Below are 15,749 nucleotides of genomic sequence, written 5' to 3'. Positions count from 1 at the left end.
GATTTGATATTACTAGAATAGGAGGGACGATGATGGAGAACCTATTAGAAGTCAACGATTTACAAATCACCTTCCATACTTATGCAGGAAAAGTGCAAGCGGTTCGCGGTGTGAATTTTGACGTGAAAAAGGGGGAAGCCGTTGCCATTGTTGGGGAGTCCGGATGCGGCAAAAGTGTTACAGCGAAATCTATCATGAGATTACTGGAAACACCCCCGGCAGAGTATGGAAAAGGGTCGATAAAATTTGGCGGTAAAGACCTTCTTAAAATGAGTGAAAAGGAAATGCAGAGGATTCGCGGGAATGAAATCAGCATGATTTTCCAGGATCCGATGACTTCGCTCAATCCAACGACAAAAATCGGCAGCCAGATCATGGAAGGCATTTTAAAGCATAATAAAAATATGTCCCGAAATGATGCATACGAACGGGCGTTGGAAACACTGAAACTAGTAGGTATTCCACAGCCGGAAAAAAGGATGCAGCAATATCCGCATGAGTTTTCAGGTGGTATGCGCCAAAGGGCAATGATAGCGATGGCCCTTGCTTGTGAACCGAAATTACTGATTGCCGATGAACCTACAACTGCATTGGATGTAACGATACAAGCGCAAATTTTGGAACTGATGAAAGATATCCAACGAAGAATGGATACTTCCATCATTTTAATCACTCATGATTTAGGTGTGGTTGCGGAAACTTGTGAACGGGTTGTCGTCATGTATGCAGGCAAGGTTGTGGAGACGGGTACGGTAGAGGCTATATTTTCAAACCCGCAGCATCCTTATACAAGAGGTTTGCTTAAAACGGTGCCAAGGCTGGATATGGAAAAAACGGCTCCGTTGGTTCCGATTATCGGATCACCACCTGATTTATTGGATCCGCCAAAAGGGTGCCCATTTTACCCAAGATGTGAATCAGCAATGAAAGTGTGCAAAGACCATGATCCGGAGCTTGAAGTAGTGGAAGAAGGTCAGACAGCCGCATGCTGGCTGCACCACCCGATGGCCAAGGCAGCACAGGTACAAGCACCGACTAACGTATAAAGGAGGAGAACCAATGGTTTCACTGAAAAATAAGGCCGTAAAAGAAAAGACAGACAACGAAAATTCTCCTCTTGTTGAAATAAAGAATCTGAAGAAGCATTTTCCCATCGGTTCTCAATCGCTGAAAGCGGTAGATGGTTTGGATCTCAAAATCTATCCAGGGGAAACTGTCGGTCTTGTTGGGGAAAGCGGTTGCGGTAAGTCGACTGCAGGTCGTACAATCACTCGATTATATGAACCGACAGATGGGGAAGTTCTTTTTCAGGGGAAAAATATTTTCGATTACAAACCTGGGGAAATGTCTCATATCCGCCGTGAAATACAAATGATTTTCCAAGATCCTTACGCATCCTTGAACCCAAGGATGAAGGTAGAGGAATTGATTGGGGAACCACTTGCCATTCATGGGATATCAAAAGGTAAAGAGCGAAGAAAACGGGTGGAAGACCTATTAAAGCTGGTTGGTTTAAGTCCGGAACATATCACTCGTTTTCCGCATGAATTCAGTGGCGGACAGCGCCAGCGTATTGGAATTGCAAGGGCATTGGCTTTAAATCCAAAATTCATCGTTTGTGATGAACCGATCTCTGCCTTGGATGTTTCGATACAGGCCCAAGTGGTCAACTTATTAAAAGAACTGCAAAAAGAAATGGGATTGACTTATTTATTCATCGCGCATGATTTATCGATGGTCAAGTATATTTCAGATCGCATTTTAGTCATGTACCTTGGAAGAATGATGGAACTTTCGGACAGTGATTCTTTAACGAAAGATCCGCTACACCCATACACACAGGCCTTGCTATCCGCAGTGCCGATACCAGACCCGACTATCAAACGGGAAAGGATCGTCCTTAAAGGCGATGTGCCAAGCCCGATCAATCCGCCGAGCGGCTGTGTATTTCGGACGCGCTGCCCTAAGGCGATGGAGATATGCTCCAGTGCTGTACCTGAATGGAAAGAACAAAAACCAGGGCATTTCGTTGCTTGTCATTTATATTGGTAAACAAAAAAACCAGTTGCTTTTGCGGCTGGTCTTTTTTTACACATTTATGTAAAATATTTTTAGAATAGAAACGATCATCAAATTATTTATCAGCATGTCAAAATAAAAAACTAGGAATCTGAAAATAAAACATATAAAATGTAATTATATGTAAATATGAAATTCTGTTGAATGTTTCAATTTGTGAGAGAAGGAGGGACTGTTATTGTATTCCACGATAACTAGTGAGATCGTCGATCGTGTCATGATTGTTACTCTTAATCGTCCAGAGAGAATGAATGCTTTCAATGAAAAGATGTGTGAGGAGATGATTCGCGCTTTTAATGAAGCGGATGAAAATGATGACGTAAGAGCCGTCATATTAACTGGCGCTGGGGATGCTTTTTGTGCTGGGATGGATTTGGAAAAAGGTGCAGAAACGTTTATGGATCACACTCCTTTGGTTGAATATCGCGATGCAGGAGGAATGTTGTCATTACGGATTTTTGAGATGAAGAAACCAATGATAGCAGCCATTAATGGAGCGGCAGTCGGGATTGGGATAACAATGACTTTGCCCATGGACATTAGAATTGCTTCAACAGATGCAAAGATGGGTTTTGTATTTGCAAGGCGGGGGATAACGATGGAGGCATGCAGCGGATGGTTCTTGCCTAGACTAGTCGGAATGGGCAAAGCTTCCGAATGGATTTTTACCGGCAGGATGATTACGCCCAGTGAAGCATATGAGGGAAGGCTGGTAAACAAGATCGTCGAGCCAGACGAATTGATGTCTGCAGCAATGGAGATTGCGACAGACATTGCGGAAAATACGTCTTCCGTCTCTGTGACGCTATCCCGGCAGTTAATGTGGTCCATGCTCGGTGCGAACCATCCTGTTGAATCACACAAAATAGAATCGAAAATGATTCATTGGACCGGAAAACAAGCTGATGCACTAGAAGGAATCGAAGCTTTTCTCAAAAAAAGGAAAGCCGATTTCAAAATGAAAAGCAGCACGGATATGCCTCCGTTTTATCCGTGGGGAACGGATCGAACATATGAAGCGGATAAGAAATGAATGAATGGTAAGATCGATATCGAGGGCTTCGGAAGTGCTTGATAATTTTTACTTTTCGGATAAATTAGGGTTTCTTTTCTTAGTGTGTTATACTAGGTTTACCATTTACTAAACTTGTTTCATGTTCCCTATTCCCTGTGAATAGGGTTTTTTTATGATTGTTTTTTTGATCAAAAAAACAGACCCTACAAGTAGGGTCCGTTATATATTGTATTTAAAATTATGCTTTTTGAACGTTAGTAGCTTGGGGTCCACGTTGACCTTGCTCAACTTCAAAAGTAACTTCTTGACCTTCGTCTAATGATTTGAATCCTTCGCTTTGGATAGCTGAGAAATGTACGAATACATCGTCTCCGTTTTCGCGTTCGATGAAGCCAAATCCTTTTTCTGCGTTAAACCATTTTACTTTACCTTGTTCCATTGTTGTTGCCTCCTAGTGTGAATCCACACATTGTGTTACTACCCTTGCTCAATCATTAGACGAAAAGTTTTTCACTTATCAATCTTCCCGAACAAAAATAATTCTTTTTAAATATAACAGATAATGTCGGAATCTGCAAGCTAACAAGGAAAGATTATTAATGTAAACAGAAAATGAACAATTCTTAATACCCTTTTTTGTAATCAAGTAAATTTGTTGAAGGTGTTTTACCATTTAGATAGTCCTTTAAATTCGGGATGAAAATATCCTGAATTAGCCTTTGGTCGTAAAATTCCGTATTTCCGGATGTGTGCGGCGTGATGATTGCATTGTTCAACTCCCATAAAGGGCTATTCTCAGGAAGTGGCTCCGTTTCAAACACATCAAGACCAGCACCTGCAATATCTTTGTCCTTAAGCGCTTGAATCAAATCGTTTTGAATGACGAGGTTTCCCCTCCCTATATTAATGAAAAATGCGGAGCGCTTCATTAACTTGAATTCGTTTTTACCGAACATATTCCTTGTTTCTGGGGTCAATGGTAATGTCACGACAATATAATCACACCTAGGAAGAAGATCAATCAATTGTTTTTGTGTGTACATCTCATCGACGAATTCTTCTGATTTACCGGAATGGCGCATCCCTAATACGGTCATGCCAAAAGCCTTGGCAATTTTTGCGGTTTCCTTTCCGATTTTACCGACACCGATGATTCCGATGGTCTTTTCATGAATTTCCTGCTTCATATGTGCGTGATGCCAGGTCTTTGTCTGCTGTTGCTTAATATATGTATCTACTTTTCTTGTTAAGGCAAGCATGAACGCGAAAATTGTCTCTGAAATGGGATACGCATGAACGCCGTTTGCAGTTGTAATCTGAACATTCTTTTGTTCTAAATTGTCCAGGGGTAAAGCATTCACTCCTGCACTCCATGTCTGGATCCATTTAACATCGCTTGCAGCAATCGATACAGACATTTCCGCTTTCCAGCCTGCGATGACTTCTGCATCGGCAATATGATCCCTCCATTTTTCCGGGGATCTCCCGGTGATAACAGTCCACTCGGGAATCAATTCTTGGATCTTCTGTAATAAGATTTCGTTCAAATTTTGGCTTATTATGAGTTTTCTTTTTGGCATAATTATCCTCCTGGATATTTTTTCTGAATTATACGTAAGTTGCGATAATATTTCAATTGGGAAGGCGATTGCTTACCAATCTTGCTATAATACTAATAATCAATGGAATGGGGTGTAATCATGAACGTGAAAGAGATATATGGACAGCTGCCTGCCCTGGAATCAAAACGATTGATCATGAGGAAAGTCACTATGAATGATGCCGAAGACATGTTCGCTTATGCATCCAACAATGAAGTTTCACGTTACGTCACATGGGAAGCCCATCGTTCCCTAAGTGATACAAAAGATTTTATCCGATTTATCCTTCAAAATTATGAGGATAAGAAAATCGCTCCATGGGGCATAGAACACAAGGAAAGCGGAAAGATGATTGGTACCATTGATTTTGTTTCATGGCAGGTTGACCATCATAGTGCAGAAATCGGATATGTGCTTGCACCAGAATATTGGGGGAGTGGTTTGATGACGGAGGCAGCCCAAAAGATCATCGCCTTTGGCTTCGAAAATATGAACCTAGTTCGAATACAAGCTAGGTGCTTCGTTGAAAATTCAGGTTCAGAGCGAGTCATGCAAAAGGCAGGTATGTCTTTTGAAGGAATCATTAGAAAAGGAATGTTCGTCAAGGGGAAGCATCAGGATCTAAAGCTATATTCCATTATAAAATGATGGCTGCGCAGTCAGCTTATTAAAGGAAAATTAAAAGGAACAATATACATCGTTTGCAAAAGCGTGAATTTCTGTTGTTGATTATGGTGGAGATTGGGAAGCCGGAAACAAACAATATGTGCAAATATTGAATCAAAAACTATACAAAACGTCTAATGTAAAAATTCGTTTTGAAAAATATAATGAAACTATGAAATCGTGTTGAAATGGAGGGTTTATTTAATGACAGTTATCAATGATGTAGAAACGTTGAAAAATTATATCGGTGGCAAATGGGTGGATTCCACAACTTCAAAACATGAACAAGTGCCTAACCCGGCAACAGGAGAAGCATTGGCAATCGTACCCCTTTCAACAAAGGAAGATGTAAACCAAGCGGTGCAGGTAGCTAAAAAGGCGTATAAAGAATGGAAAAAGGTCGCCGTCCCAAAAAGAGCTCGCTTCTTATTCCGTTACCAGCAATTATTGATAGAACACTGGGATGAGCTTGCAAAGCTTGTCACTTTGGAAAATGGAAAAAGCTATACAGAAGCATATGGTGAGGTTCAACGCGGGATTGAATGCGTGGAGTTCGCAGCAGGTGCGCCTACCTTGATGATGGGAAGTCAGCTTCCTGATATTTCCCCAGGCATTGAATCTGGCATGTATCGTTATCCAATGGGTGTCGTTGCCGGAATTACGCCGTTTAATTTCCCGATGATGGTGCCATGTTGGATGTTCCCTCTGGCAATAGCTTGTGGAAATACGTTCATCTTAAAACCTTCAGAACGAACACCGCTTTTGGCCAACCGTCTCGTGGAATTATTGACAGAAGCCGGTGTTCCGGATGGTGTTGTCAATATTGTCCATGGTGCCCACGATGTCGTGAATGGGATTTTGGAACATGAAGACATTAAAGCGGTATCATTTGTGGGATCCCAGCCTGTCGCAGAGTATGTATACAAAACGGCAGCTGCCAATAAAAAACGTGTCCAGGCTTTATCGGGAGCGAAAAATCATTCGATCGTCATGCCCGATGCAGATTTGGATAATGCGGTAACGAACATAACGAATGCAGCTTTCGGATCTGCAGGCGAGCGCTGCATGGCTGCGTCAGTGGTTGTTGCGGTGGGAGAAGTGGGAGATACGCTCGTTGAGAAATTAAAGGCTGCAGCGGATAACATCAAGATTGGAAATGGAATGGATAAAGACGTTTTCCTGGGGCCCGTAATCCGTGATACTCATAAAAAGAGAACAGAACAATATATTGAAATCGGGGAAAAAGAAGGGGCTGTCCTCCTTCGTGATGGCAGGAATGAAGGCGATCAGGAAAAAGGCTATTACGTTGGACCGACATTATTTGATCATGTAAAAACAAACATGAAAATCTGGAGTGATGAAATTTTTGCTCCTGTCTTATCCATAGTACGAGTTAATACCCTCGAAGAAGCAATTGAATTGACCAATCAATCCGAATTTGCCAATGGTGCCTGCCTCTATACGGATAGTGCAAAAGCCATCCGGGAATTTCGCGAAGAAATTGATGCAGGGATGCTTGGTATTAACCTTGGCGTACCCGCGCCAATGGCATTCTTTCCATTTTCCGGATATAAAAGTTCGTTTTATGGAGACCTTCATGCCAATGGGAAAGACGGCGTGGAATTTTACACGAGAAAGAAAATGTTAACGGCAAGATACTGATAGGAAAAAGGGGGTCGGCGCATATTGTGGTCGGCCTTCCTTTATACATTATTTTAGGAGGAGTGTAGCATATGCAGGTTGAAAAACAGGGTCAGGATCTTAAAGCGATGGATGGTAAATATGTGTGGCATCATATGAAAGGGGCAGAACCCACTCCTGGTGCAATGGTAATTAAAAACGGGCAAGGAGCATGGATTACGGATGTTGATGGGAATCGTTTCCTTGACGGGATGTCGGGTTTATGGTGCGTCAACGTCGGTTATGGCCGCACGGAACTGGCTGAAGCAGCATACGAGCAGCTTAAGGAACTTCCTTATGCCCCTTTAACGAATAGCCACATTCCGGCTATTAAGTTAGCGGAGAAATTAAATGAATGGCTTGGTGGGGATTATGTGATTTTCTTCTCTAACAGCGGTTCAGAAGCTAATGAGGCGGCCTTTAAAATTGCGCGGCAGTATCATCAGCAAAAGGGTGAACATGGACGCTATAAATTCATTTCGCGCTATCGCGGCTATCATGGCAATTCAATGGGAGCCCTGTCAGCTACCGGGCAGGCGCAGCGAAAATATAAATATGAACCTCTCGCCCCAGGGTTTCTTCATGTATCACCGCCAGATACTTACCGAAATCCAGAGGATGAAAGCGGTGAAAAAAGTGCAGCGGAAATTGAACGTGCCATTACATGGGAACTGAGCGAAACGGTGGCTGCAGTCATCATGGAACCAATCATCACCGGGGGCGGAATTTTGATGCCGCCCGATGGATATATGAAACGTGTCAAAGAAATTTGTGAGAAAAATGGTGTCCTTCTCATTTCGGACGAGGTAATTTGCGGGTTTGGCCGTACTGGTAAAAAATTCGGATTTATGAACTATGACGTAAAACCAGACATCGTAACAATGGCTAAAGGAATCACGAGCGCTTATTTGCCATTATCCGCTACAGCCGTCAAACGTGAAATTTATGAAGCGTATATTGGCTCAGATGTTTATGACCGCTTTCGGCATGTAAATACATTTGGCGGCAATCCTGCTGCCTGTGCCGTCGCTTTGAAGAATATTGAAATATATGAAAATGAAAAACTAATTGAACGGTCCAAGGAGTTAGGGCTACACTTTCTGCAAGAGTTTGAAGAAATCAAAGCTCATCCCAATGTTGGGGATGTACGCGGGAAAGGTTTGTTGGTAGGCATTGAACTAGTGGAGGATAAACTGACAAAACAGCCGATCGAACTATCCAAAATCAATAAAGTGATTGCTTCGTGTAAAGAAAAGGGGCTGATCATAGGTAAAAATGGCGATACAGTAGCAGGTTTCAATAATATCCTGACTCTTGCTCCCCCACTTAGTATAACTGAAGAGGATTTTGCATTCATCATAGCGACGGTAAAGCGAACGCTAGCTGAACTATGAAAATGAAAAGAAGAAACTGAATATTCATCAATTTCAGGTATGTGCCTATTGATACACATACCTTGCTTTTTAAATGAAGCTGATTTTAGCGCCGTTCGGAACTTAGAACGGTGCTTTTGTCTATGATCAAGGAGGAATAAGAGGTAAAGGAATCTAGTAGAAATTAAAGGCGATATTTTGGAATCGTTTTCCTTGCTTAGTTATAGCGGATGTTCGAAAATGGAATGATAAGGAGTAGTGATAGAATTTCAATATTATCCGGCAGAAGAGGTGAGGGACATGAATAATGAAGATATAACAAAAAAATTAACATTACATATCCCTGAAATTTTAGGGAGTGGGAATTTTTCAAAGTATGCTGTATTGGTACCGCTTATAGAGAAAGAAGATGGAATTCATGTTCTTTTCGAAGAGCGATCACACAAACTCAGGAGGCAGCCGGGGGATATATGTTTTCCGGGCGGAAAAATAGACAAGCTGGATCAAGATGAACAGGCTGCTGCCCTAAGGGAAACATATGAGGAACTAAATTTGCGAAAAGAAGATATCGAAAACGTCTTTCCAATCGATTATTTGGTATCTCCATTCGGGATGATTGTCTATCCTTATGCAGGATTTGTTCGTAACCATCAACGGATAATACCTAATCCAGCTGAGGTAGAAACCATTTTTACGGTCCCGCTATCCTTTTTCATGGAAAAACCGCCAGAAATTTATCATGTGGAATATAAAGTGGAACCGCATGCAAACTTCCCCCATGATTTAGTCGTTGGAGGGGAGAATTATAAATGGCAGCCAAAACAGATGGAAGAGTATTTTTACTTATATAATGATCGGGTAATCTGGGGGATGACTGCAAAAATCCTTACCCATTTTATTGAAATTCTTCGTTAGACCCTTCTAAAGCACCTTTTTTTTTCGGTCTATTTCTATTAAGCTTTAATTATGGTAAAAGTTAGGTCTTTAATAGAAGCGGGGGGATGAGTGGATGAAGTATAGTTTTGAAGTACTTGAAAAAGAACGGGAAATGGCAATGGCTGCACTAGTCAACTTCAATGAGAACCGCGAATACTATGATGAAACCAAAGATCATGAACTTAAGCTAGCATACTACAAAGATGGTTCCATGGACCGGGAAGGATTGAAGGAGCTTCTCGTGGCAACCCATAAAAACCAGCTGAACTACTCACCGCATCGTCATGTTTACCCATGGGTGGACCTACAGGAAAATGGACAGCTGAAAAGTCTGTATTCCGGTAAAGGGATGGATCCTGTACAAGTAATTGAGGAAGATATCCGTATACTGGAAGTGTTGTCAAGAGGTATTGAATCAACAAATTCTGAGAACATTCTCGTTAATTGTGAACATGTAGTACCTCAATCATGGTTCGATAAAAAAGAACCGATGAGGGGGGATTTGCATCATCTGTTCGCCTGTGAACCAACGTGTAATAGCAGCCGGAGTAACTATCCATACCATGATTTTGAGGATTATATCCCTGAAAGATCGGCTGCCGGTATAAAAGCGGGGTGCGGGAAATCAGACGAAAGTAAATTCGAGCCTGAATACGGAAAAGGGATCGTGGCTAGGGCAACTTTGTATTTTTTACTCAGATATGAGGGAATAATCGATAGCGGCAAAATCGACCTGGCACTGCTTTTGGAATGGCATCGGCTTTTTCCCGTCAGCACTTATGAAAAACATAGAAACGTCGCTATACATGAAATGCAGGGTAATCGTAACCCATATATAGATTTTCCGGAAATGGCAGAGAAATGGAATTAAAGAAGGGCATAAAAAAAGGATTGAAGCTGCAGTACAAGCTTCAATCCTCTTTTAGTATGGATTATAAGAATTTTACGCAAACAGGGAAGGGAACTTGAACATCCTTTTGCAATAATGTTAATTTTCCATCATTTTCATTCCGGGCATATAGTGTCAAGTTTCCTGATTGTTCATTAGAAGCGATAAGAAATTTTCCGCTAGGGTCCAATGAAAAATCACGCGGCCAATTTCCTTCGGTGGAAACAAGCTGCACGAATGCCAGTTTGCCTGTTTCTTGATTGATTTCGTAAACGGCAATACTATCATGTCCGCGGTTTGCGGCATATATGAATCGCCCATCATCAGAAATATGAATGGCGCTTCCTTGGTTATTTTCCTTGAAATCTTCAGGGACGGTCCGTACCGTTTGCAATTCAGAAAAACTACCGGTTTGACTATCGAAGCTCAAAACAAACACTTCTGGTACAAGTTCTGCCATGACATACGCAAATTTACCGTTTGGGTGGAAAGTCAGATGCCGTGGTCCGCTGCCGGGAGCAACAGATAAGCTGCTTACTTCTTCCAAAACCCCATTATGTATTTTATAGGTTATTACTTTATCTATTCCGAGGTCGACAACAGCAATGAACCTTTCATCCGGCGTGAAACCAGCGAAGTGAGTGTGTGCTTTTTCCTGACGTTCTTCATTCGGTCCATGCCCTTCATGTTGAACAGTTGATGATATAGGCAAAGGTGTCGCATCGTCATGAAGCGGATATGATTCAATCACGCCTTCCCCATAACTGGAAGTGACCAAAACCTGTTTCTTACTGTCGACACTTATATGGCAGGAAGAGCCATTTGGTGTAAGTTGTTTGCCTAAGAAGGTAAGCTCACCTGAATCTTCATGAATCGAATAGGCTGAAACTCCACCGCTGCCCGCTTCTTTTAAAATGGCATAGAGATTCTTTTTGTCCTGGCTGATGGCGACATAAGTCGGATCGGTCAATTCTGCTGCAAGAACCGGTGTGCTGACCTTTCCTTCTGCTGTATCTAAAGTAAATCGGTAAATACCTTCGCTGTTTCCTTTTGTGTAAGTGCCTATGTATCCAATTATGTTTTGTTGATAATGTTTTGCCATATTTATCTCCTCCAAGAAAGAATTGTGTTTATTTTTTATTTTAACATAGATGATGCGCATATATCCTTTTCCCATTTTATGTTGAGTCGGAACCTTTTTCTTTTAAAATTTTTGGGGTGATAAGAAAAAAATCCCGCCTAGCGGGTTAATTTAAATCGACTGGCTTTGAAGCTTCGATGGGTATATGCCTAAACTCAGAAACGGAAAATAAACCCTGATCCGTCAGTTTGATTTCAGGGATGACTGGTAGCGCCAAGAAGGCAAGTGTAAGAAAAGGGTTGAAATGCCTGTTAGCACCGAGTTTCAATAAGGCTTCATCGATGTGTTTCAATGATTGGACCACATCCATATAATTGCATTCACTCATCAATCCCGCTATTGGAAGGGGAAGGGAAGCTAGTATTTCCCCATTTTGGATTACAGTCAATCCACCCTGCATTTTTTTGATTTCCTTAGCTGCCAGAAGCATATCCTGGTCATTCGTTCCGGCAATGATCAAATTATGTGAATCATGGGCTACTGTCGTGGCAATGGCTCCTGATTTCAACCCGAGCCCTTTGACGATTCCCAGGCCCACTTGTTTGGTCATATGATGCCGTTCAATTACTGCAAGTTTTAGATGATCAACATGTTCGGAGAACTGAAATAGACCATCATGATCAAGTGTGACCGGTTCAATCGAATGCTTTGTAATTAGGCTGTTTGGAGTTATCTCAATAATATTAGCGAACTCATTTTTAAAAGGTATCGCGAAATCATCTCCGGTTATTTCATGAAATTGAACAGAGTGCTTCAACCCGTCGATAATAACCTGTTTCTCATCAGCTGGATAGTTAAGCAATCGATTATTTTGTACCATAAGCTTTCCATCTTTGAAGACCGAATGGAGGATGACTGAATCAAGATCTTCCAGTAGAAGGAAGTCTGCTTTGTATCCAGGTGCAATTGCACCATGTTCCTTTAATCCAAAGCATTCTGCTGCATTAATGGTCGCCATTTGAATGGCGGTAATTGGCGGGATACCTGTTTCAATGGAAAGTCGAACGTTGTGATCGATACTTCCTTCAGAAACTATATCATCTAGGTGCCGGTCATCGGTGACGAATAAACAACGGCGGGAGTTCTTCTCATTAATAACTGGAATCAGGTTAATTAAGTCTTTGGCGACGGTGCCTTCCCTGATCATAAGATACATTCCTTTACGCAGTCTTTCTTTTGCCTCTTCCGCTGTAGTGCATTCATGATCTGTTTTAATGCCTGCACATAGATAAACATCGAGCTGTTGTTCGGATAATCCAGCTGCATGGCCATCGATGCTTTTGCCCAGTCTATTTGCATCGTATATTTTTTGCAGCATATCTTCATCTGTATGTGAAACGGCGGGGAAATTCATGACTTCGGCTAAACCAAGCACTCTCGGGTTTTGATAAAAGGAAATTAAATCTTCACTTCTTAAGACAGCACCAGAATGTTCAAACTCCGTAGCGGGCACACAAGAGGGCATCATGAAGTAAAAGTCAAAAGGAAGTTGATCGGATTGTTCAATCATATATTCCATGCCCTTTTTGCCAGATACATTGGCAATTTCATGAGGATCTGCAACGATGCAGGTCACACCATGCAAAAGGAGGATTTTTGCAAGTTCATAAGGCCTGACCATCGATGATTCTATATGAACATGGCCATCAATGAAGGAAGGGCATACGAATTTTCCAGAAGCATCGATTTCCGAAGTACCCTCATAATGCCCAATTCCAGCAAAGTAACCATCGGCGATCGCAATGTCGCCAGTATAGATATCACCATTGAAAACATCTATGATTTGCCCGTTCTTAATGACACAATCTGCAGGTATTCTTCCTGTTGCAACGTCAATTCTCCTTTTAAGCAATTTTTTTTTCATATTCATAACCCCTTTGGCCATATATAACCGGTTAATATTTCACTTTTTCCGTATTGGTTTCCCATGTTCGGAATGGTAAATCGTGTTCATTAAAAGACAATTGTTTCATTTCAATTGTACGATTTTCCATTGGCAGGGCAAGTTCTCGGTAGATAAAGTGATCATCAAAGCTAATAACTGCAGCGTCTTCTTTAGTGCATGCGTAATAAATGGCTTTTGGACGTGCCCAATAAATAGCACCGATGCACATGGGGCATGGTTCGCAGCTAGTGTAAATTTCACAATCTGTAAGCTGGAAGCTGTCAAGATTCCTGCATGCATCACGAATCGCCTGTACTTCGGCGTGCGCTGTGGGATCGTTGGCCGTTGTCACATTATTACATCCTCTGCCTACGACTTTGCCATCTTTTACGATTATAGCACCAAAAGGACCTCCGTTCTTAGCCAGCACATTTTCATTTGCAAGCCGAACGGCCATTTCCATGAATTTTACATCCACTAAAAAACACCCCTTCATATATTAATAACCCAAAAGTGTTAATGTTACGTTTTTTAACGTAAATATAATAAACAATATACCATATACCTGGGGAAACAGAATATAATTTTCTGAAAATAAAGAAAAATCAATTTATGTTAGAGTATATGACGTGCAATCAAAAGGATTTAAAAGAATTTTTACAAATAATTATAAAACTGATATTGTTAGAAGAAAATCATTAGAATTATGAAGGTGATATGCATGGGGTTTTTGGGAGTTCTATTACCGATATTCGGTATATTTGTTTTAGGTTTCATCGGTCAGAAAAAGTTTAATCTTGATACAAAGTCGATTTCCACGATGGCATTATACTTAATGTCACCTTTTCTCGTGTTCCGGACTTTTTATTCCGCAGAATTTACGATTAATTATTTTTACCTGTTCTTATTCACGATAGTACTTTGCCTTTCTCTCATACTGGTAGTCTACATTATATCTTTTTTTCGCAATTATACAGTCACTGAAACAAGCGGCATGATATTGGCATCGGCATTCATGAATAACGGGAATTACGGTACACCCGTCATTTTCCTGTTATTCGGAGCCGCAGGACTCGATTATGCAATCATCCTTATGGTGGGACAGCAGTTAGTGATGTGCACGATCGGCATTTATTTCGCAGCAAAGGGCAGTCCTGAAGGAAACGGAGTTCAAACAGCAATTAAAGCGGTATGTCGAATGCCAATTGTTTATGGAGCTATCGCAGGAACAGTATTTCAGTTCGTGAACATACCATTAAGCAATTCGGTTATGGAAGCTATTAATCTTGTTGCAAACGCAGCGATCCCAACAATCATGATTACACTGGGAATGCAGCTGGCCAACATTTCCCTGAAAAAAATAGCCTATCGGAAGCTATCAGTTTCGCTACTCCTTAAACTTGCCGTTTCACCAGCAATTGCCTTCCTGTTATCACTTGCCTTGCCAGTGGGTGAAATGGTCAGGCATATCATGATCATCGTAGCTGCCATGCCAACGGCGGCCAACACTACGATGTATGCGCTCCAATTCAACACGGAGCCTGAATTCGTTTCAAGTGCTACGTTCATCAGTACATCATTAAGCCTGATTACGCTTCCCATCATCTTTTTCTTTGTATTATAGAAGATTATGATTCTAATTATGTGGGCAAACTTATTATAAACACGAATCGGACGTGTCCTATCCAATAAACGAGATCCGACCAGATTATAGGCATTGCCCATGATGACCAAATCTTGGGATAGGTTCCATCGCGGTACATGAACTTATGGAAAAAATGATTTCAACAATTTCATTTTAATATTTAAGAGTAGCTTATTAAACTGGCGTTTGGTATTTTAATGCCTGTATTTGATTGGAGGGGTTTTGTGTTCCAGACTAAAATTAAACTGATTAATCCTGGAAAGATTGATGCCATACTAAAGGAAATCGTCCTGAAAACCTATGAAGAAGCACTGGAAGAAAAACTCTTGCTATGCATGGAGTGCGGAGATGTCGATTTTTATATCGCGTATTCAAATAATGAGGAACTTCAAGATGCGATTAATGAAAACTTTGAAATTGATGAATTTGGTGAAATCATGAAAATAGATGAACATCAGGAACTTATGGATGATTTATGCGATTATTTCTTGGTCATACATAAGGAAAGTGATTTGTTTGATTTTTTTCCAGCAGGTCCATATACCCACAATGGGGAAATTCATGAATCTGATACGGATATGCTGGCGCCAAGGGGTTTGTATTCAGCACCATTTGAAGATGCGGTAAAGGAATAATGCAAAAAGACAGCAAACGCTGTCTTTTTTGCATTAAAAAAGTATTCAGCTTTCGGGAAATAAACGTTTTTTTACAAAAAGAGGGAATTTTTTTAAGGAGTTATTAGCCAAAATTTAACATTTATATGAGATATAGCAATAATATCATGAAATATGATATCGTTTTTAACAATTTAAAGTTTATATGGTAATTTTAAGAAATAT

Annotated in this window: 15 protein-coding genes; 10 read left to right on the top strand and 5 right to left on the bottom strand. The window is 41.0% G+C overall.

Annotation, left to right across the window (positions count from 1 at the left end):
* Window positions 1–32: 32 nt before the first annotated feature.
* From J7I96_RS17255 to J7I96_RS17245, 3 genes are all read left to right on the top strand, one after another.
* Complete coding sequence (locus J7I96_RS17255; RefSeq protein ID WP_214772799.1) at window positions 33–1,046, top strand: ABC transporter ATP-binding protein; 1,014 nt, start codon at window positions 33–35, stop codon at window positions 1,044–1,046.
* A gap of 13 nt (window positions 1,047–1,059) precedes the next feature.
* On the top strand, window positions 1,060–2,052 hold the full coding sequence (locus J7I96_RS17250) for an ABC transporter ATP-binding protein (protein WP_076369598.1): 993 nt from the start codon (window positions 1,060–1,062) through the stop codon (window positions 2,050–2,052).
* A gap of 205 nt (window positions 2,053–2,257) precedes the next feature.
* Window positions 2,258–3,112, top strand: a complete 855-nt coding sequence (locus J7I96_RS17245; RefSeq protein ID WP_214923044.1) for a crotonase/enoyl-CoA hydratase family protein — start codon at window positions 2,258–2,260, stop codon at window positions 3,110–3,112.
* Between the two features lie 220 nt (window positions 3,113–3,332).
* Here J7I96_RS17245 and J7I96_RS17240 read toward each other — a convergent pair whose 3' ends face one another.
* A complete protein-coding gene (locus tag J7I96_RS17240; protein ID WP_029714163.1) occupies window positions 3,333–3,533 on the bottom strand; it encodes a cold-shock protein in 201 nt (66 codons plus the stop codon).
* A gap of 184 nt (window positions 3,534–3,717) precedes the next feature.
* The gene (locus J7I96_RS17235) at window positions 3,718–4,674 is read right to left on the bottom strand and encodes a D-2-hydroxyacid dehydrogenase (RefSeq protein WP_214772801.1); all 957 of its coding nucleotides are present in this window, start codon (window positions 4,672–4,674) and stop codon (window positions 3,718–3,720) included.
* 120 nt (window positions 4,675–4,794) lie between these two features.
* On the opposite strand from J7I96_RS17235, the gene J7I96_RS17230 reads away from it, so the two are divergent.
* From J7I96_RS17230 to J7I96_RS17210, 5 genes are all read left to right on the top strand, one after another.
* Complete coding sequence (locus J7I96_RS17230) at window positions 4,795–5,343, top strand: GNAT family N-acetyltransferase (RefSeq protein WP_214772802.1); 549 nt, start codon at window positions 4,795–4,797, stop codon at window positions 5,341–5,343.
* Between the two features lie 222 nt (window positions 5,344–5,565).
* Window positions 5,566–7,023 (top strand): CoA-acylating methylmalonate-semialdehyde dehydrogenase, encoded by a 1,458-nt coding sequence (locus tag J7I96_RS17225; RefSeq protein ID WP_251025311.1) that lies wholly within the window; start codon window positions 5,566–5,568, stop codon window positions 7,021–7,023.
* A gap of 71 nt (window positions 7,024–7,094) precedes the next feature.
* A complete protein-coding gene (locus J7I96_RS17220; RefSeq protein ID WP_214772803.1) occupies window positions 7,095–8,435 on the top strand; it encodes an aspartate aminotransferase family protein in 1,341 nt (446 codons plus the stop codon).
* A gap of 279 nt (window positions 8,436–8,714) precedes the next feature.
* On the top strand, window positions 8,715–9,329 hold the full coding sequence (locus J7I96_RS17215; RefSeq protein WP_214772804.1) for an NUDIX hydrolase: 615 nt from the start codon (window positions 8,715–8,717) through the stop codon (window positions 9,327–9,329).
* Between the two features lie 94 nt (window positions 9,330–9,423).
* Window positions 9,424–10,221: an endonuclease I family protein gene (locus tag J7I96_RS17210; protein ID WP_214772805.1), complete on the top strand. Its 798-nt coding sequence runs from the start codon at window positions 9,424–9,426 to the stop codon at window positions 10,219–10,221.
* A gap of 61 nt (window positions 10,222–10,282) precedes the next feature.
* Here J7I96_RS17210 and J7I96_RS17205 read toward each other — a convergent pair whose 3' ends face one another.
* From J7I96_RS17205 to J7I96_RS17195, 3 genes are all read right to left on the bottom strand, one after another.
* Window positions 10,283–11,341, bottom strand: coding sequence for a lactonase family protein (locus J7I96_RS17205; RefSeq protein WP_214923043.1), 1,059 nt, complete (start codon window positions 11,339–11,341; stop codon window positions 10,283–10,285).
* A 145-nt stretch (window positions 11,342–11,486) separates the two neighbouring features.
* Window positions 11,487–13,250, bottom strand: coding sequence for an adenine deaminase (gene ade / locus J7I96_RS17200; protein ID WP_214772807.1), 1,764 nt, complete (start codon window positions 13,248–13,250; stop codon window positions 11,487–11,489).
* Between the two features lie 25 nt (window positions 13,251–13,275).
* Window positions 13,276–13,761, bottom strand: coding sequence for a nucleoside deaminase (locus J7I96_RS17195; RefSeq protein ID WP_214923042.1), 486 nt, complete (start codon window positions 13,759–13,761; stop codon window positions 13,276–13,278).
* A 225-nt stretch (window positions 13,762–13,986) separates the two neighbouring features.
* Here J7I96_RS17195 and J7I96_RS17190 point away from each other — a divergent pair, with 225 nt between their 5' ends.
* Together J7I96_RS17190 and J7I96_RS17185 are read left to right on the top strand one after the other, a co-directional pair.
* Window positions 13,987–14,889 carry an AEC family transporter gene (locus tag J7I96_RS17190; protein WP_034307016.1) on the top strand — a complete coding sequence of 301 codons (903 nt, stop codon included), beginning with the start codon at window positions 13,987–13,989 and terminating at the stop codon, window positions 14,887–14,889.
* A 245-nt stretch (window positions 14,890–15,134) separates the two neighbouring features.
* A complete protein-coding gene (locus tag J7I96_RS17185) occupies window positions 15,135–15,545 on the top strand; it encodes a hypothetical protein (protein ID WP_214923041.1) in 411 nt (136 codons plus the stop codon).
* The last annotated feature ends 204 nt before the right edge of the window (window positions 15,546–15,749 follow it).

The sequence above is a fragment of the Bacillus sp. ISL-78 genome (assembly GCF_018613455.1).
GTDB lineage: Bacteria > Bacillota > Bacilli > Bacillales > DSM-1321 > Peribacillus > Peribacillus frigoritolerans.
Note: the sequence above shows the minus strand (reverse complement) of the source record. Positions and strands in the feature narration are given on the sequence as shown.

Coding starts and splice junctions, on each gene's coding strand:
- ade (WP_214772807.1), bottom strand. CDS start 13,250: ATGAATATGAAAAAAAAATTGCTTAAAAGGAGAATTGACGTTGCAACA.
- J7I96_RS17255 (WP_214772799.1), top strand. CDS start 33: ATGGAGAACCTATTAGAAGTCAACGATTTACAAATCACCTTCCATACT.
- J7I96_RS17240 (WP_029714163.1), bottom strand. CDS start 3,533: ATGGAACAAGGTAAAGTAAAATGGTTTAACGCAGAAAAAGGATTTGGC.
- J7I96_RS17220 (WP_214772803.1), top strand. CDS start 7,095: ATGCAGGTTGAAAAACAGGGTCAGGATCTTAAAGCGATGGATGGTAAA.
- J7I96_RS17190 (WP_034307016.1), top strand. CDS start 13,987: ATGGGGTTTTTGGGAGTTCTATTACCGATATTCGGTATATTTGTTTTA.
- J7I96_RS17210 (WP_214772805.1), top strand. CDS start 9,424: ATGAAGTATAGTTTTGAAGTACTTGAAAAAGAACGGGAAATGGCAATG.
- J7I96_RS17250 (WP_076369598.1), top strand. CDS start 1,060: ATGGTTTCACTGAAAAATAAGGCCGTAAAAGAAAAGACAGACAACGAA.
- J7I96_RS17235 (WP_214772801.1), bottom strand. CDS start 4,674: ATGCCAAAAAGAAAACTCATAATAAGCCAAAATTTGAACGAAATCTTA.
- J7I96_RS17195 (WP_214923042.1), bottom strand. CDS start 13,761: ATGAAGGGGTGTTTTTTAGTGGATGTAAAATTCATGGAAATGGCCGTT.
- J7I96_RS17205 (WP_214923043.1), bottom strand. CDS start 11,341: ATGGCAAAACATTATCAACAAAACATAATTGGATACATAGGCACTTAC.
- J7I96_RS17225 (WP_251025311.1), top strand. CDS start 5,566: ATGACAGTTATCAATGATGTAGAAACGTTGAAAAATTATATCGGTGGC.
- J7I96_RS17230 (WP_214772802.1), top strand. CDS start 4,795: ATGAACGTGAAAGAGATATATGGACAGCTGCCTGCCCTGGAATCAAAA.
- J7I96_RS17215 (WP_214772804.1), top strand. CDS start 8,715: ATGAATAATGAAGATATAACAAAAAAATTAACATTACATATCCCTGAA.